This is a genomic window from Antarctobacter sp. (assembly GCF_034670325.1).
Lineage (GTDB): Bacteria > Pseudomonadota > Alphaproteobacteria > Rhodobacterales > Rhodobacteraceae > Antarctobacter.
In genome coordinates this window covers 76,656-93,740 of the sequence record NZ_JAXMNR010000010.1, presented here as the reverse complement: position 1 = coordinate 93,740, position 17,085 = coordinate 76,656, and the positions used below count along the sequence as shown (strand labels likewise).

Below are 17,085 nucleotides of genomic sequence, written 5' to 3'. Positions count from 1 at the left end.
AGGAGGGGCTGTGGCTGACTCGGGCGATAAACGGTGGAAGTCCGGCTCGGCGCAAGTGGCCGAGGGGATAGGGAAGGCTATCATCCAGGACATCTACGGCGTCGGAGAGAAGCTGCCTCTGGAGGCGGAGCTGGCGCATCAATACAATGCTTCGCGCAACACTCTGCGCGAAGCCATGCGGCTGCTCGCGGCGAAGAACCTCGTGGAAATCGCCCCGCGACGCGGTACCGTCGTTCGCCAGCGCTCGGCGTGGAATGTTCTCGACCGCGACGTACTGGAATGGTCCGCCGACCAGCTGCTCGACGATCCGACTTTCATGGAAGAATTCGTGCGGATGCGCTTCGTGATCGAACCTGCTGCCGCACAGGAGGCGGCGCGCAACGCGACCGACGCGGAGATCGCGACCCTCCGCACGGCCTACGAGACCATAGAGCGGCTTGTCGATCAGCAGGATCTGCCTGAATGCCTTGAGGCCGATCTGGCCTTCCACATCGCCGTTGCGAACGCGACAGGCAACAGGTTCCTGATATCCGTGGCCCATTCGATCGCTTACGCGATGCGTCTCAACTTCCAACGTCTTTTCGAGGCACCCCACAACCTCAAGGACAATCTCGAAAACCACCGCCTCGTCATGGAGGCGATTGCGAACCGCAATCCCCACGAGGCGCATACGGCGGCGCTGGCATTGCTCGCACGCGCGCACGCGGCCACGCGCAACCTTTTCGACGACCCACCATAGAGGCGTCCGTCGACCAACGACCAAACCAGAAAACCATGGAAAATAAGGAGATAACCCATGAAAAGAAACGCACTCGTATCCACCGTTGCCGCACTCGCCGTTCTGGCGGGGCCGGCCTTCGCCGACTATCCCGAACGCCCCATTACCCTGATCGTGCCGTGGTCTGCGGGCGGGGGCACGGATGCCGTCGGTCGCATGATCGCCGAAGGTCTGAGCGGCGAACTGGGCACGCCGGTGAACGTTGTGAACCGCACAGGTGCCGGCGGCATCGTCGGGCACACCGCGATGATCGAAGCCGATCCCGACGGGTATACCATTGGTCTGGCTACGGCGGAAATCACCACCTATGCCGCTATCGGAACTTCTGCGATTTCCGCCGATGGCATGACGGCCATCGGGCTGGTGAACTTCGACGCCTCGGCCTTCAACGTGCGCGCCGATAGCGAATGGGCTGACGCCAAGGAAGCGCTCGCGGCTATCGCGGCCAATCCAGGTGAATACAAGGCGTCGGGCTTCCCCGTCGGCGCGGCCTATCACCTCGCATTTGCCTCTTTCCTCAACCAGAACGGCGTCGATCCCACCAACGTGGTAGTTGTCCCCAGCCAGGGCGCCGCTCCCGGCTTTCAGGAGCTTGTTGCGGGCGGTGTATCCATCGTCCCGTCCTCCCTGCCCGAAGCAGCATCGATGCGCGATGCGGGTCTGGTGAAAACCTTGGCTGTGCTGTCGGCGGAACGTCTGGATGCCTATCCCGATGTTCCGACCGCCGAAGAGGCTGTCGGCAAAGCCTTCGCGGGCGGCACGTGGCGCGGTGTCGTGGGGCCCAAGGGGCTTGACGGCGAGATCACCGTGACTCTCGAAGAGGCGCTGTCCAACGTTTACCAAAGCGAGGAGTTTCAGGAATTCATGGCCAATCGCGGTTTTGGAGTGAGCTGGCTCGGCGCCGAGGACTTTGCCGCGTTCATGACGGAGGCAACGGCAAACAACGCCGATGTCATCGGTAAGCTCGGCCTGCGCCAGTAACCTCAGGGGGTCCGCAAATGAAACTGAATGACGCCATACTCGGGACGGTTTTTATACTGATCGCAGCATTGGTGCTGTTTCAGGTGCGGACCTTTCCCACCCTTCCAAACCAACCCTACGGGCCAGGCACTTTCCCGGGCATCATCGCGGCGGTCATGGCGCTATGCGGCGGCGCGATGATCCTTAACGGTGTGAGATCGCAGGCCCCGCTTGTGACCCTGTCGGACTGGATTCGCACTCCTGGTGCGGCGGGGCGCATGGCGGCGATGCTTGCCTTCGTGGTGCTCTACATATTGCTGAGCAAACCCATTGGCTTCCCGCTGCTCGTTCCTGTGCTCCTGATCGCGCTCCTGTGCATCATGCAGGTGCGCGTGGTGCTTGCGGTGCCAATTGCGCTCGTGACGACTGGGGCCATCTGGCTGCTGTTTGCGAAACTCCTGATGGTGCCGCTGCCTTTGGGGCTGCTCACTGAGGTGATTTACTGATGGACGGATCTCTTCTCGCGGGCTTCGCTCAAGTCCTGCAACCGAGCGTATTCCTGATCATTCTGGGGGCGGCGACCTACGGGTTGCTGATTGGCTCGATCCCCGGACTGACCGCAACGATGGGCACGGCACTGTTGGTGCCGCTGACCTTCTTCCTTGACCCGATCCCGGCGATCGGAGCGATTGTCGCCGCGACCACCACGGCCATTTTCGCGGGCGATATTCCGGGGGCTTTGCTGCGCATTCCGGGCACGCCAGCCTCCGCGGCTTATACAGACGAAGCATATAAGATGCGCCAGAAAGGACAGGTCGAGTTGGCGCTTGGCGTGAACCTGATGTGTTCGACCATCGGCGGGCTTGTTGGGGTGGTGATCCTGATTATGGCCGCGCCGCAAATCGCCCGTTTCTCGCTGGGATTTTCCAGCTATGAATATTTCTTCCTCGCGCTTTTGGGCCTGTCCAGCGCGATCCTTGTCAGCAACGGGCCGCGCGTCAAAGGCGTGCTCTCGCTCTGCGCGGGGCTGATGCTGTCGACCATCGGCATCGATGTGGTGATGGGCATCCGCCGCTTTACCTTCGGCGATACCGAATTGATCGGCGGGATCTCGATTATTCCCGTGCTGATCGGGATGTTCGCGATCACCGAGATCCTGCGCAAATCCGCCGCCCCCTCCGACCTGCCGCCCACGCCGCCCCTGCGGGTGCGTGCGGCTATTTCGGGTGTGCTCGGAACGCTGTGGACTTATAAGGGCGGGGTCGCGCGCTCCTCGCTGATGGGCAGCGCCATCGGTGCCCTGCCCGGAGCGGGGGCGGATATCGCCTCGTGGATTGCCTTCGCCCTGTCCAAGAAGTTTTCCCGCACGCCTGAGAAATTCGGAACGGGCCATCCCGAAGGCATCGTCAGCGCCTCTAGCGCGAACAACGCGGCCCTGTCGGGGGCATATGTTCCCAGCCTTGTCTTCGGCATTCCGGGCGACACGATCACCGCCATCCTGATCGGCGTCCTGTTGATGAAGGGGATCACCCCCGGGCCGATGGTCTTCGTCATGGACACGGGGCTGGTGAACGCGATTTTTGCCGTGTTCATCCTCGCCAACCTGCTGATGTTGCCGCTGGGTCTGGGCGCCATCATGGTCTCGCGCCAACTGCTCTCGCTGCGCCAGAACATCCTGTTCCCGATCATCCTGCTCTTTTGTGTCGTCGGGGCGTTCGCGGCCAACAACACCCTGTTCGATGTCTGGGTGCTGCTGATCCTCGGGCTTGTCGCCTTCGTGCTGGAGGAGAACGAATTCCCCCTGGCGCCCATGATCCTTGCCCTGATCCTCGGACCTCTGATCGAAGAGAATTTCATGAAGTCGGTGATCAAGGCAGATGGCAACCTGCTTGAATTCTTCGCGCGTCCCATTGCGGGCACGCTTGGCACGATCACGCTGCTCCTCTGGGTGCTGATGCTTGTGCTGTCCCTTCGCCAGAGTTTCAAAACACGCACAAGGAAATCGACGACATGACGCGCAAAGTAGTGGTTATCGGCGGCACCAGCGGCATTGGTCGCGCTATTGCGACGGGGTTTCTTGACGCCGGTGATGAGGTCACCGTGACGGGCCATGAGGCGGTGGACGACTTGCCCGATGGTATGGCGCAGGCCGTGTTGGATGTCAGGGATAGCGCGGCTGTGACGGACTTCTTCGTGCCAATGGATCGGCTTGATGTGCTGGTCAATTGCGCGGGCGTCATTCGGCGCGGCGGGGCGGAGTTTACCCACGACGGGTTTGCCGATGTGGTGGATATCAATCTCAACGGGTCGCAGCGCTGCTGCGTCGCCGCCCATAGCGCGCTCAAGGCGGCGTCGGGATGCGTGATCAACACCGCGTCGATGCTGACCTACTTCGGCTCGGCGGTCTCACCCGCTTATGCCGCCTCCAAGGGCGGGATCGGGCAACTCACGCGGTCGCTGGCTCTGGCATGGGCGGGCGATGGCATTCGGGTAAACGCGCTTGCTCCCGGCTGGATCGCCACGCCGCTGACGCAGGCTCTGGGAGAGGACGCCGAACGCTCTGCCACGATCCTAGGACGGACCCCCATGGGTCGCTGGGGGCGGCCCGAAGATCTTGTTGGTCCCGCCATGTTCCTTGCGTCTTCGGCCGCAGGTTTCGTGACCGGAGCAATTTTACCAGTCGATGGCGGATACGCCGCTGCTTAAGAACATAGGGAAATAGACTATGAGTAAACTCTACGATAGTGACGAGGCGCTTTTTGCCCTGATGCGCGAGCGCCTGTTCACGGCCGTTATTGGCGATGTGATGGACGTTATGGGCCTGCGTAAGCAGTTCCTGCCCGCAGGCATTTCGCCCCTGCAGCAGGCCAGCAAGATGGCTGGGCGCGCGATGTCTGTGCTTGAGGCGGACATCTTTGATGACGGGGACGAGGACTCGCGCGGGCCGTTGGCGAACAAGCCTTTCGGTCTCATGCTGGAGGCGCTCGACGATCTCAAGGCGGGCGAGGTCTATGTCGCAACAGGTTCGTCGCTGCGCTACGCGTTGTGGGGCGAGTTGATGACTACGCGTGCGCTTCACCTCAAGGCGGCGGGGGCGGTGCTCGACGGCTATGTGCGCGACGCAGACGGTATCGAAAGCCAAGGGTTTCCGACCTTCTGTCGCGGTGTTTACGCGCAGGATCAGGGGGTGCGCGGCAAGGTCATGGATTTCCGAACCGCCATCGAAATCGACGGCATCCGGATCGAAACAGGCACATTGATGTATGGCGACCGCGAGGGCGTTCTGATCATCCCGAAAGATGCCGAAGAGGAAGTCATACAGCGTGCGTTGGAGAAGGCCGAAACGGAAAACACGGTTGGCGAGGCGATCCGCAAGGGCATGTCCGCCGTCGAAGCGCTCGAAACATATGGCGTGATGTGAGGTGGAACCATGACACAGACCGATGACGAAAAAAGAATGTCCTACCAACTCGAAATGCCCAAATACGCAGCGGAGGATATCGTCATCCCCCACGCCGTGCCGCAGGACGAGCGGGTCTGGGTGCCGCAGGCGGAGAACGTCTATTTCCGCCCCCTGTGCCTCAACGTGTCACAGGGCTATTGGGTGAATGTGCTAAAGGTAACAAAAGGCGGCGTGCTCAGCCGTCACCGCCACCCGCAGCCCGTGCATGGCTACGTTCTCAAGGGGCGCTGGCACTACCTCGAACATGACTGGACCGCCGAAGAGGGTGGCTATGTCTACGAGCCGCCTGGTGAGACCCACACCCTCGTCGTGCCCGATGACGTACCTGAAATGATGACCCTGTTTCAGGTAAACGGCGTGATGTGTTACGTCGACCCTTGGGGCAAGCAGACGGGTTTCGAGGATGTGTTCACCAAGGTCGACATGTGTCGTGCGCACTACGAGGCCGTCGGCCTCGGCGCGGATTATGTCGATCAGTTTATTCGCTAGCCTTTGTGCCCTTGGCGGCCTCTAGGTGTTCCGTCCCGTCATCAGGGCTTTGTCGGGTGTGAATCCCGGAGACAAAATGCCCACAGAAACGGTCTGATGATCTGACCGTCGCGGAGTAAAATTCCGCAGTCTGACACCTGAAGCCGATGAGCGGAGGGTGGGGAGATGCGTTGTGTGGGCTTCTACAACCGTATCCGTCGGGGGTGCCATGTTGATGGTATGAGCAAGAGTGCAGCTGGCCGTCTTTGTGGGATCGACCGCAAAACGGTGGCAAAGATCCTGCGGCATTCCGTGCCCCCAGGGTCTCTGCCCAAGGCACAGGTCGAGACGACGGACCCGGCCAGCTACAAGGTGCTGATGCCCGGGGCCGCGGCATGACCGATCCCCCCGCAGGAACATCATCTCAAGAAGCTGCGTCTGCCGACCTTCAACGGCGAGTACGACAAGCGGGCCCGGCAATGCGCGGCGGAGAACAAGGACCATGTTCACTACCTGCTGCGGCTCTGTGAACTGGAACTGATCTAGCGCGAACGTCGGATGATCGAACGCCGGATCAAGGCCGCCAAGTTCCCGGCGACCAAGAGCCTGGACAGCTTCGACTTCAAGGTCGTCGCCTCACTCAACAAGCCCCAGACCATGGAACTGGCCCGCTGCGCGTTCGTGGACCGGCGCGAGAACGTCATCGCCCTGGGTCCGAGCGGCACCGGCAAGCCCGATGTCGCCCTGGGGCTCGGACTGGCGGCCTGGCAAAAGGGTCTGAAGGATCGCTTCACGACCGCTGCCGCCCTGGTCCACGAACTGATCGAAGCTGCCGACGAACGGGGCCTGCAGCGAATTCAAAAACTGCTGATCAGCCAAGAGCTTCTGATCATTGATGAACTCGGCTTCGTTCCGCTCAGCAAGACCGGCGCCGAGTTGCTGTTCGAGGTCATCTCCCAACGCTACGAGCGCGGCTCCATCGTCATCACCTCAAACCTGCCATTCGACGAATGGACCGAGGGATTCGGCTCAGAGCGCCTCACGGGAGCAATTCTGGATCGCCTGACCCATCACGTCCATATCCTCGAAACGAACGGCGAAAGCTTCCGGCTGCGCAAAAGCCGGAAAGCCCAAACCTGAACTCCACAAACCCAGGACTAAAAGGGCTGGCCTGCGGCCAGCACGCCATGGCACGCGCCAGCTATTTGGAAAGCACGCGCGCCAACGGCCCGACCAATCTTCAGAGCAGCCATTGGCCGAGCCGGCCCTGCGGAACGGCCCGTGGTTAGACCGGGCCGGTGGCGTAGTCGTCAGCGACCTTTAGCTTCACCAAGTCGCAGCCGTTAAGCTCGCCGTCGAAGGCGAGGTTGAAGAGCGCGACGTCAAGGAGCTTCTTCGCAATTTCTTACCTTACGCGGATCGCCCCTGCGTGCTTCGGTATAGGGTGCCGCCTCTGGCCGACGGCGCGGGCCAGCGAGCCCACCTTGCCGAACATGCAGCTGCAGAAATTTGCTACCGCAGCGAAAATCGCGTGAGTATGGACGGCCCTTTGCGGATGAGGTGGATGGCTCCTGCTCCACCCGGCGTCGCAATGCGCCATACTGCAGTTGTCATCGACTGCTGCGAGAGGAGCCACCCAATGACACTTAAGACAGTTGGCCTGGATCTGGCCAAGGACGTGTTTCAAGTTCACTGCGGTTCCGCCACTGGTCGCCGGATCATCAACATGAAGATCAAACGTGCAAAATTGCTCCCTTTCTTCGCGAGCTTACCGCGCTGTGTGGTTGGCATAGAAGCACGTGGTTCAGCGCATCATTGGGGTCGCGAACTGCGCAAACCTGGTCACGACGTTCGTCTGATGCCTGCCGCCTACGTCAAACCCTATGTGAAGCAGGGCAAGACGGATGCAGCAAATGCGGAGGCGATCTGCGAAGCGGTTCGCCGCCCGACTATGCGCTTTGTTGAAACCAAATCCGAGCCGCAGAGCGGACACGCTGCCGAGGCTTTGGCGGACCGGGAGTGGATTCGGACCGCGTTCCCAACACGCTCGACCCGGTCGGTCTTGATACCTTCTGGCGGTTAATCTTGGCGTGAAACCTGCGCCGCCATCGGTAACACCCTCCAAAAACCTGCCGATATGTTGCGCTTAGCTTGATGGACTGCACCAAATCTGCTTCAGAGCCAAAACGGCATGCCCGTAAACACATTCGGGTAAGCTGTTCCAACCATAGGCTGCGCCTATTTGCGCGAATTCTGCGATCCGTATTTCTTCTGGGGCAATTACTGCTCAACAGGAGAGACCAAAATGCAATCACCCACCACCCTGATCAAAGGCGGCCTGCTGGCGGCCAGCCTCGCGGCCTTTGCGCCGTTCGCGGCATTGGCAGCCGATGTGACCATCCGGCTTGGCCATGTCCTGCCGGAAAGCCACAGCTGGCACACCGCCGCGACCGGGTTCGCGGACGAGGTGAACAGCCGCACCGAAGGCCGCGTCCAGATCGACGTTTTTCCCTCTGGCCAGCTCGGCAGCGAGAAGGATGTGATCGAAGGTCTTCAATTCGGCTCGGTTCAGGCCGGTCTGATCGGCTCTGGTTCGTTTCAAGGCATCGAGCCGCGTATGGGCATCATCGAAATGCCCTATGCTTGGGGCACCCGCGAACAGGCGTTTGCCGCGCTAGACGGCGATCTGGGTGTGGCGTTGGCCGACATGCTGGACGGCAAGGGCATCAAGGTTCTGGGCTGGTGGGAAAACGGCTTCCGCAACATCACCAACAACGTCCGCCCGGTTGAAAAGCCCGAAGACCTCGCCGGTCTGAAAATTCGCGTCACGCCGGACAAGGTGCGTCTGGCCACGTTCGAAGGACTTGGTGCAGAACCTGCGCCGCTGTCCTTTGGTGAGCTTTATTCCGCGCTGCAACAGGGCCTGTTCGACGCGCAGGAAAACCCGCTGGCGATCATCTATTCGGCGTCTTTTTTCGAGGTTCAGAAATACGTCTCGCTTTCCGAGCACATCTGGGGCGCGGCGACACTGACCATGTCAAAATCCGTGTGGGACAAGATCTCGCCCGAGGATCAGGCCATCGTGATGGAGGCCGCCACCTCCTGGGGTCTGAAACAGCGTGACATGGTTGCCGCTGCCAATGACGAGTTGATCGCGCAGCTTGAAGCAAAGGGCATGGAGTTCAACGAAGTGGATAAAGCCGCCTTTATTGCAGCGGTCGAGCCGATCTGGGAAAGCCAAAAGGATGTCTATGGCGAAGAGCTTCTGAACATCCTCAACCAGTACCGCAAATGACCCTGCGGCCGGAAATAACAGAAGTTGCATCGGTGGAGCCGGTGCAACTTTATGACTTCTCGCAGAAGGTGCTGTTTTCGCCTGCGGCGCGCGGTGAAGGCTTTATCAAGCTGAGCGTGACCACGGGCAAGAAGGGCGCGAAATCCACCGCCCACAGCCATCCCCGCGACGAGGTGACCCTGACGCTGAAAGGTGAGGCGATCCTGCGTGCCGGGGGCGAGGAATACCAGATGACCGAGGGCACCGCCGTGCGCCTGCCGCCCGGTCTGGATCACACGGTCGAGGTGATCTCGGACGAATGGGTTGTCGTGGCCGCCTATTGCGACGAATGCATGCTCTGCCGCGGACCGGAAGGATTTCTGAAGCCATGACACTCGGGACCGGGTCGCTGCGCGCGGCCACACTCATCGACCGGGCCGCGCGCTGGTCTGGCGCGGCGCTGGTGGCAGCATTTGCGATAATGGTCGTCTACGTCATCATCTCGCGCTACCTATTCTCCTCCACGCCGCGCTGGGCCGAGGAACTGCCGCGGCTGGCACTGGTCTGGCTCACCTTTGTGGGCGCGATCTCGGGTTTCGTGCGCGGCTCGCATTTCCGCGCCGGGTTGCTCGACCTGGTCTCTCTGCCACCGATGTTGCGCCGTGGGCTGGCCGTCCTGGCCTGGCTGGCGATCGCCGTCTTTCTCGCGGTGTTCATCTGGACCGGCTGGAAACTGACGCAGATCACATGGTCGCATCAAACCACCGCACTGTCGCTGCCGGCCGGGATCTTCTACCTCTCGCTGCCGGTCTGTTGCGGGTTCGCCCTTGCGGGCTTGATCCTGAAAGGGGGCCGGGCATGAGCCTTGCGCTTGCTCTTCTTCTCGTGGCCTTCGTGGTCTTGGTGCTGCTGGATGCGCCGATTGCCGTGGCGCTTGGCCTGTCGTCGATGTTCTATCTTCTGATTTCCGATGCCGCGCCGATGATCGTGGTGGCGCAGAGGGCCGTGGCGGGGATCAACAGCTTTACCTTGCTGGCAATCCCGCTGTTCCTGCTGGCCGGTCTATTGATGGTTCACGGCGGCCTTGCCCCCCGGATCATCGCACTGTGTTCGGCGTTGATCGGGCGGCGCACCGGCGGTTTGGCGATGGTGATGATCATCGCCTGCATGATGTTCGGCTCGCTCTCGGGTTCGGGGGTGGCTGACGTGGTGGCCATCGGCACGATGATGCTGCCCGCGATGAAGGATCAGGGGTATGCGCCCGGCTTCTCGGCCTCGGCTTTGGGTTGCGCGGGCTCGCTTGGCACCGTCATTCCGCCGTCGATTGTGTTGATCGTCTATGGCACGGCCACCAACAGTTCGATCGGCCAGCTTTTCGTTGCCGCGATCCTGCCGGGCATCCTGCTGGGCCTCGGGCTGATGCTGGTGGCCTGGTGGATTTCCCGTCGCAACGGCTGGCAAGGAGGCGAGCCGTTCTCCTGGGGGGAACTGGGCCGCGCCGCCAAGGGCTCGATCCTTGCCATGTTGGCGCCGATTATCATCGTGGGTGGCATCCGCCTTGGCATCTTCACCCCGACCGAGGCCGCCGGGATCGGCGTCGCCTACGCGCTGTTCATCGGGGTCTTTGTCTATCGCGCGCTGTCGCTTGCCACCTTGATGCGGCTGTTGCGTGAAACGACTGAAATGACCGGCGTGATCCTGCTTGTCATCGCCTCGGCCTCGGTCTTCGGCTGGATCCTCGCCGCCGAACAGGTGCCGCAGATGGCCGTCAACGGCATCACGCAGACCACAGATAGCGGAACTGTCGCGCTGTTGCTGATGATGGCGGTTCTGCTGATCCTCGGCACCTTTATGGAAAGCATCGCGATCATCCTGATCCTTGCGCCGGTCTTCCTGCCGATCCTTGGCCATTACGGCATCGACCCTGTCTATTTCGGCATCTTGCTGACCATCAACCTCGCCATCGGCGCCAACACCCCGCCCTTGGGCATCGACCTGATGGCCGCCTGCCGCGTTGGGGAAATCCCGCTCAGTGCGTCGTTCAAATACCTGATCCCCTTCCTTGGCGTGATGGTCGGCGTGCTGCTGCTGCTTGTCCTGTTTCCCGCTCTGATTACCGATCTCCCGGGCATCCTGTTCTGATCCCGGCCCTCGAAAGAAAGAAGGTTCTCATGCCGATTACCCCCGATACCCGCGTCGACCTTGACCGCTTCTGGTCCACCATCGAAGCCTCTGGCGAGATCGGCAAAGGCCGCCCCGGCGGGCTTTCACGACTGACGCTGAGCGATGACGACCGGACCATGCGCGACCTGTTTCGCAGTTGGTGCGAAGAGGCGGGCCTTTCGGTCGAAGTGGACGCCGCGGGCAACATCTTTGGCCGCCGCGATGGCGCTGACAACGACCTGCCGCCGATCTTGATCGGCAGCCATCTGGACACCCAGATCAACGGCGGGCGGTTCGACGGGATCGCGGGTGTTCTGGCCGGGCTGGAAGTGATCCGCAGCCTGAATGACGCGGGCCATGTCACGAAGCGCCCCATTGTCGTCGTCGACTGGACCAATGAGGAAGGCGCGCGGTTTTCGCCGCCGATGGTCGCCTCGGGCTGCTTTATCGGCAAATATGACATCGACTGGGTGCATGACCTGATCGGCGACGATGGCGCGCGGTTCGGCGATGAGCTGGAGAGGATCGGCTACAAGGGCGACCTTGCCTGCAAGGCGGGTGAGATCGACGCCTATTTCGAGCTGCATATCGAGCAGGGGCCGATCCTGGATGCCGAAAACCGGCAGGTGGGGATCGTCACCGGCGGCTATCCGGTGCGCGGGATGCGGGCGTCGTTCAAGGGACAGACCTCGCACACCGGGCCGACGCCGATGGACCTGCGCAAGAACGCGTTGGCGGCGGGCGCACGCTGGCTGACGGCCGTGGATGACATCGGTTGGGATTTCGCGGTCCATGACGGCAAGGCCACCGCAGCGCGCCTGACCGCCTGGCCGAACAAGCCGGGGATCCTGTCCGACACCGCCGAGGCCGTCTGTGACGTGCGCCACCCTGATCCGATCACCACCCGCGCGATGGCGGAAAAGATGCGCCGGGCGCTGTTCGAATCCGCCGCGCGCTGTGGCTGCGAGGCGCAGATCGAGGATGAATGGGAATGGGGCGGCGACATATTTGACCACGAGATGATCGACGGCATTCGCGACGAGGCAATCCGCATGGATTTCAACTGGCGTGATATCCAGAGCCAGGCGGGCCATGACGCCTATTTCCTTGCCACCCATTGCCCGACCGCGATGATTTTTGCGCCCTGCGAAAACGGCATTACCCACAACAACGAAGAAAACTGCACATCCGGGGATTTCGTCGCTGGTCTCAACATCCTGTTGCATGCCGTCGTGAAACGGGCCGATAGATGAGTACGTTGATCGGACATGAGGCGCTTGAAGCCGTGTTGGACTGGCCCGATCTGATCGGGCAGTTGCGCGACTGGTACCGCAGCAACGCGGTGCAGGCCCCGGACCGGCAGGTGCTGAGCATTGCCCAGCCTGACGGCAGCGAGGCATCGCTCCTGATCATGCCCGCCTGGGTTCCGGGGGACAGCATTGGCGTCAAGGTGGTGACTTTCTTTCCCGACAACGCTGCCAAGGGCCGCCCGACGATCAACGCCGGCTACTTGCTGTTTGATGGTGAGACCGGGCAGATGCAGGCGGCCTTGGATGGCGATGTATTGACCGCGCGGCGCACGGCGGCTGCGTCAGCACTGGCGGCGGATTTTCTCGCGCGCAAGGATGCCCGAAACTTGCTGATCGTCGGCACCGGGCAACTTTCGCTCGCCGTGGCGGCCGCGCATTGTGCGGTGCGGTCTTACACCTCGGTTTCAATCTGGGGGCGCAGCGGTGAAAAGGCAGTGGCTGTTGCCGAAGCGCTCAGGACACAGGGCCTGCCTGCGCAGGCAGCGCGTGACCTCGGAGCGGCGTGCCGCGCGGCGGATGTGATCAGTACCGTCACCGCCTCCACAAGGCCCATCATCCATGGCGAATGGCTCAAACCCGGCAGCCACCTCGACCTGATCGGAGCCTTCAAGGGCGACATGCGCGAAAGCGACGATCGGGCGATCACGCAGGCCGAGGTTTTCGTCGATCTGAGGGCAGGGGCCTCGTTGGCGGGCGATCTTGCGCAGCCGCTGGATGCAGGCCGGATCAAACCGGACCACATCCGCGCCGATCTGGCCGAATTGTGCCAGGGGGCGCACCCCGGTCGCAAGGATGACAGTGCCCGTACCGTGTTCAAATCCGCGGGCATGGCGCTGCAGGATTTGGCGACGGCCAATCTGGCCCGCGATCACGCCATGTCGGGGTAAAGCGCCAGAAGCTCTTGCGCGATGTCGACGAATCTCTGCTCCGAGGTCGACAGTTTTTCTCTCGGGGCATGAACCAGATAGACATCGGCGCCAATCGTCTCGTCCGTGATCCTGAGCGGCCAAAGATCGCCGCGCCTGATGTCGTCCTGCGCGGTCATCAGCGGCAGGATCCCAATACCCATCCCGGCCACGATCATTCTGCGGACCTCTTCGATGTTGGTGCTCAGCCCGTTGATGCGGTTGCCCAACCGGGTGCCTTCGCGCAAGACTGACATAGGCTCCAGTCCCATGCCTTCGGTGGCGCAGGCAAAACTGATGAAGGGCTCGCGCTGCAGATCACGGAGCGCGACGCTTTCCTGCCCGAACAACGGATGCTCGGCGCCGCAGAAAACACAGAACTCCTCTCGAAACAGGCGGATCGATGGCAGGTTGACCAGCGGTTTGGCCAGCAGACAGAACCCGATCGTGCCACGCCCCTGCTGGATTGAACGGACGATGGCCTGGCTGTTCTGGACCTCGCTCTGAAAGGCCACCGACGGATATCGCTGATGATAGAGCCGCAGCAATTCGTCCATCATCGGTGACACCAGGTTACTGATGATTTGATACCGGACTTGCCCGCGTTCCTCTTCTTCGGCGTCACGGACCAGCAGGTTGATCCGCTCGGCGCTGTGAAAGATATCGCGGCATTCCTGAAAGATCTTGTCGCCGCGCGTCGTCAGTTCAAAGTGGCGGCTGTCGCGAAAGACCAACTGGCAATCAAGCTGCGCTTCTAGCTTTTGCAGGGCGTTGCTGACCGAGGGCTGGCTCAGGCCAAGCCGTTTGGCGGCCTTGGTGATGCTCTGCTCTTTCGCAATCATGTAGAACATGCGCAGCAGGTTCCAGTTCAGGTCGGATTGCAGCTGGGTGGTCATGTTCATGATTCGACTTGTTGTTCGGGTTGGCCAAGAGTGCCCTATTTTTCATCACCCTCCACATAGTCAATGCGAATACCTGTGATCGACGCTGGCTATGGTGCTCAACTGTGCGCATCGTCAGCGTTCGGCTAAGCTTGCCGCTCATTTCATCGGAAAGCGAAAAACATGAACATCACCCGTTTGCACCCCGGCCCGCGCATGAGCCAGGTCGTCACTCATAACAACACCGTTTACCTCGCTGGTCAGGTTGGCACCGCCGGTGCCGATGTCGCGACCCAGACCCAGGATTGTCTGGACGCCATCGACCGTCTTCTGGAGGAGGCCGGCAGCAGCAAATCCAAGCTGTTGCAGGTCATCATCTGGCTGGCAGATATGGCAGACTTCCAACAGATGAACGCGGTCTATGACGCATGGATTGATCCCGGCAATCCGGCGGCGCGCGCCTGTGGCGAGGCCAAGCTGGCCACGCCGGATTACAAGGTGGAGTTCATCGTCACTGCTGCGGTCTGAGCACCGTTTTCGGACCGGGGGTTATACTTGTCATAACCCCCGGCTATTTGACCCATTCGCTCTCTCGCCGCCATCCTTTTCCCAGAAATCAGGCAACAGGACAGGGCATGACATCTCAACTCGACCTCTCGGACATCGAAACAGCGACGCTGGGCCATTTCCTTGAAACCGGCTTCATGGTGCCCGCGCTGCAGGGGCTGCTGCCGGATCGTCGGATCTTTGGCCCTGCGCTGACCGTGCGGATGCAGGGCGACGACGGCGCGATGTTGACCGATGCGCTCTCTGCCGCGAAACCCGGGCAGGTCATCGTCATCGACCGTTGCGGCGACCTGCGCCATGCCTGCTGGGGCGCAGTCACCACTGCCGCGGCCAAGGCGCGCGGCGTGGTGGGCGCGGTGATCGACGGCTTTGCCACCGACCGCTCTGCCCTCGAGCAGGAAGACTTTCCGGTCTGGTGCCGCGGCCGGTCGCCGCTGACCACCAAGCCGCGCGGGCTGGGCGGCGATTTCAACGTGACCGTGGGCTGTGGCGGCGTCTCCGTCCGGCCTGGCGATATGATCCTGGCCGACGAAAGCGGCGTTGTCGTGCTGGACAAGGATCAGGCCGCAACCCACGCGGCGCGCGCCCGTAAGATGCAGGAAGACGAGGTCACAATCATCGAACGGCTGCGCGCGGGCGAGACCTTGGCCGAAATCACGCGGGGCAAAAAGCACCCCGCCTAGAACCGGAAAACCGGCGTAACCCTATTTCACTTTATCCAACTGACAGAGAGACCCATGACTCAAACTGTATCCAGAAAACTCCTCACCGGGATGGCCGCCCTTGCCGCCAGCACTGCGCTGACGCTGGCCACGCCCGCTTCGGCTGACAAGGCGTCCAACACGCTCAACGTGGCCTTCGCCGCCGAGCCCGAGCCGCTCGACACCTACAAGATCGCAGGTCGCCAGGGTCTGATCCTCGCACGGCACATCTATGACGGGCTGCTTTACAAGAACCTCGATACTGGTGAGATCGTGCCCGCGCTGGCGGAATCCTGGGAATTCACCGGCCCGCTTACGATGGAATTCACCCTGCGCCAGGGCGTCAAGTTCCACAACGGCGCCGATTTCACCGCGGATGACGTGGTCGAGACACTCAACACCGTGATCACCCCGGAATATGGCACGCGGTATTCGATCTCGGTCGACTGGATCGACAGCGTCGAAAAGTTGGACGACTACAAGGTGCGCATCAACATGGCCAAGCCCTTTGCCGGCGCGGTCGAGATGCTGGCCGATGCGCTGCCGATCTATCCGCACGAATTCTTTGCCGAAAATGGCTCGGCTGGCATGGCCGCCACGCCTATCGGCACCGGCCCTTACAAGCTGGTGAGCCAAGAGCCCGGCATTCGCTACGAGATGGAGCGCTTTGCGGATCACTACGCGGGCAGCCCCAAATCCGGTGCGACCATCGATAAGATCACCGTGCGCACCATCCCCGAGATGAACACCCAATACGCCGAGCTGATGTCCGGCTCGCTTGACTGGATCTGGCGTATTCCCCCGGATCAGGCATCGCGTCTGGAAGGCCGGGTGCAGATCATCAGCGCACCGATCATGCGTATCGGTTATGTCGGTTTCGCCCCCGAGGCGATGGCAGGCGACACGCCGATTGCCGACAAGAGGGTGCGTCAGGCGCTGATCCACGCCACCAACCGGGGCGCAATCGTCGACGCCTTCGCAGGCGGCGCGTCCAAGGTGCTCAACACGGCCTGCAACCCGGCGCAATTCGGCTGTGAGCAGGACGTCGCGGCCTATGAATACAACCCGGAGAAAGCCAAGGCTCTGTTGGCCGAGGCGGGATACGAAGACGGTTTCGAGTTGGAAATGGTGTTTGCCGCCATGCCCCGCCCGACGGCCGAGGCGGTGGCCGCAGACCTCGCCAAGGTCGGCGTGACACTGGAGCTGAACGAACAGCAGTATTCCTCGGGTATCGGCAAGTGGCGCGCCAAGGAGCTTCCGGCGTTCTTCTCGAACTGGGGTAGCTACGGCATCGGTGACACCGCTTTTATCCTGTCGAACTTCTTTGGCGGCGGCGCGGATGACCTCGTGCAGGATGCCGAACTGGCAGCTTGGTTGACCGAGGCGGACACCGCATCAGACCGCGACGTGCGCGCCGAGAACTACGCCATGGCCGTCAAGAAGATCGCGGAAGAGGCCTATTGGATGCCCATGTACAACTTCAACGTTAACTACGGGCTGTCCAACGACCTAGACTTTACTCCGCATCCGGATGAGTTCGCCCGTTGGTGGGCTGCCAGCTGGAAATAAGCTGACCCTGCCAACGTAACGGGCCGGGCGGTCTGCTCCCTGCCGT

General features: G+C 61.6%; 18 protein-coding genes and 2 pseudogenes. 19 read left to right on the top strand and 1 reads right to left on the bottom strand.

Features of this window, described 5'->3' with window-relative positions; translation table 11 throughout:
* Nucleotides 1-10 precede the first annotated feature (10 nt).
* The 16 genes and pseudogenes from VOI21_RS21120 to VOI21_RS21045 all read left to right on the top strand — a co-directional run bounded on the left by VOI21_RS21120 (nt 11) and on the right by VOI21_RS21045 (nt 13,303).
* Nucleotides 11-739, top strand: coding sequence for a FadR/GntR family transcriptional regulator (locus VOI21_RS21120; protein WP_323771947.1), 729 nt, complete (start codon nt 11-13; stop codon nt 737-739).
* A gap of 57 nt (nt 740-796) precedes the next feature.
* A complete protein-coding gene (locus VOI21_RS21115; protein WP_323771946.1) occupies nt 797-1,759 on the top strand; it encodes a tripartite tricarboxylate transporter substrate binding protein in 963 nt (320 codons plus the stop codon).
* Nucleotides 1,760-1,776: 17 nt separating this feature from the next.
* A complete protein-coding gene (locus VOI21_RS21110) occupies nt 1,777-2,244 on the top strand; it encodes a tripartite tricarboxylate transporter TctB family protein (protein ID WP_323771945.1) in 468 nt (155 codons plus the stop codon).
* Nucleotides 2,244-3,752, top strand: a complete 1,509-nt coding sequence (locus VOI21_RS21105) for a tripartite tricarboxylate transporter permease (RefSeq protein WP_323771944.1) — start codon at nt 2,244-2,246, stop codon at nt 3,750-3,752. The genes VOI21_RS21110 and VOI21_RS21105 overlap by 1 nt, the downstream gene beginning before the upstream one ends.
* On the top strand, nt 3,749-4,444 hold the full coding sequence (locus tag VOI21_RS21100) for an SDR family NAD(P)-dependent oxidoreductase (RefSeq protein ID WP_323771943.1): 696 nt from the start codon (nt 3,749-3,751) through the stop codon (nt 4,442-4,444). The genes VOI21_RS21105 and VOI21_RS21100 overlap by 4 nt, the downstream gene beginning before the upstream one ends.
* A 19-nt stretch (nt 4,445-4,463) precedes the next feature.
* Nucleotides 4,464-5,159: an RraA family protein gene (locus VOI21_RS21095; RefSeq protein WP_323771942.1), complete on the top strand. Its 696-nt coding sequence runs from the start codon at nt 4,464-4,466 to the stop codon at nt 5,157-5,159.
* A gap of 9 nt (nt 5,160-5,168) precedes the next feature.
* The gene (locus tag VOI21_RS21090; protein ID WP_323771941.1) at nt 5,169-5,690 is read left to right on the top strand and encodes a 2,4'-dihydroxyacetophenone dioxygenase family protein; all 522 of its coding nucleotides are present in this window, start codon (nt 5,169-5,171) and stop codon (nt 5,688-5,690) included.
* A gap of 219 nt (nt 5,691-5,909) precedes the next feature.
* Complete coding sequence (locus tag VOI21_RS21085; RefSeq protein ID WP_323771940.1) at nt 5,910-6,068, top strand: hypothetical protein; 159 nt, start codon at nt 5,910-5,912, stop codon at nt 6,066-6,068.
* Between the two features lie 3 nt (nt 6,069-6,071).
* Nucleotides 6,072-6,809, top strand: a pseudogene (gene istB, locus VOI21_RS21080) (IS21-like element helper ATPase IstB).
* Between the two features lie 499 nt (nt 6,810-7,308).
* A pseudogene (locus VOI21_RS21075) lies at nt 7,309-7,665 on the top strand (IS110 family transposase); the annotation flags it as partial.
* Between the two features lie 309 nt (nt 7,666-7,974).
* Entirely contained in the window at nt 7,975-8,964 is a 990-nt protein-coding gene (locus VOI21_RS21070; RefSeq protein ID WP_323771939.1) for a DctP family TRAP transporter solute-binding subunit, read from the top strand.
* Nucleotides 8,961-9,335: a cupin domain-containing protein gene (locus tag VOI21_RS21065; RefSeq protein WP_323771938.1), complete on the top strand. Its 375-nt coding sequence runs from the start codon at nt 8,961-8,963 to the stop codon at nt 9,333-9,335. Before VOI21_RS21070 ends, VOI21_RS21065 begins: the two co-directional genes overlap by 4 nt.
* The gene (locus VOI21_RS21060; protein ID WP_323771937.1) at nt 9,332-9,805 is read left to right on the top strand and encodes a TRAP transporter small permease; all 474 of its coding nucleotides are present in this window, start codon (nt 9,332-9,334) and stop codon (nt 9,803-9,805) included. The genes VOI21_RS21065 and VOI21_RS21060 overlap by 4 nt, the downstream gene beginning before the upstream one ends.
* Nucleotides 9,802-11,085 carry a TRAP transporter large permease gene (locus tag VOI21_RS21055; RefSeq protein WP_323771936.1) on the top strand — a complete coding sequence of 428 codons (1,284 nt, stop codon included), beginning with the start codon at nt 9,802-9,804 and terminating at the stop codon, nt 11,083-11,085. The genes VOI21_RS21060 and VOI21_RS21055 overlap by 4 nt, the downstream gene beginning before the upstream one ends.
* Nucleotides 11,086-11,114: 29 nt before the next feature.
* Nucleotides 11,115-12,359, top strand: a complete 1,245-nt coding sequence (locus VOI21_RS21050; protein ID WP_323771935.1) for a Zn-dependent hydrolase — start codon at nt 11,115-11,117, stop codon at nt 12,357-12,359.
* Nucleotides 12,356-13,303 carry an ornithine cyclodeaminase family protein gene (locus VOI21_RS21045; protein ID WP_323771934.1) on the top strand — a complete coding sequence of 316 codons (948 nt, stop codon included), beginning with the start codon at nt 12,356-12,358 and terminating at the stop codon, nt 13,301-13,303. The genes VOI21_RS21050 and VOI21_RS21045 overlap by 4 nt, the downstream gene beginning before the upstream one ends.
* Here VOI21_RS21045 and VOI21_RS21040 read toward each other — a convergent pair.
* A complete protein-coding gene (locus VOI21_RS21040) occupies nt 13,285-14,217 on the bottom strand; it encodes a LysR family transcriptional regulator (RefSeq protein WP_323771933.1) in 933 nt (310 codons plus the stop codon). The two genes, VOI21_RS21045 and VOI21_RS21040, sit on opposite strands and share 19 nt — an antisense overlap.
* 168 nt (nt 14,218-14,385) lie before the next feature.
* Here VOI21_RS21040 and VOI21_RS21035 point away from each other — a divergent pair, with 168 nt between their 5' ends.
* From VOI21_RS21035 to VOI21_RS21025, 3 genes are all read left to right on the top strand, one after another.
* Entirely contained in the window at nt 14,386-14,730 is a 345-nt protein-coding gene (locus tag VOI21_RS21035) for a RidA family protein (protein WP_323771932.1), read from the top strand.
* A gap of 107 nt (nt 14,731-14,837) precedes the next feature.
* A complete protein-coding gene (locus VOI21_RS21030) occupies nt 14,838-15,452 on the top strand; it encodes an RraA family protein (RefSeq protein ID WP_323771931.1) in 615 nt (204 codons plus the stop codon).
* A 54-nt stretch (nt 15,453-15,506) separates the two neighbouring features.
* Nucleotides 15,507-17,039, top strand: a complete 1,533-nt coding sequence (locus VOI21_RS21025; protein ID WP_323771930.1) for an ABC transporter substrate-binding protein — start codon at nt 15,507-15,509, stop codon at nt 17,037-17,039.
* Nucleotides 17,040-17,085 lie beyond the last annotated feature (46 nt).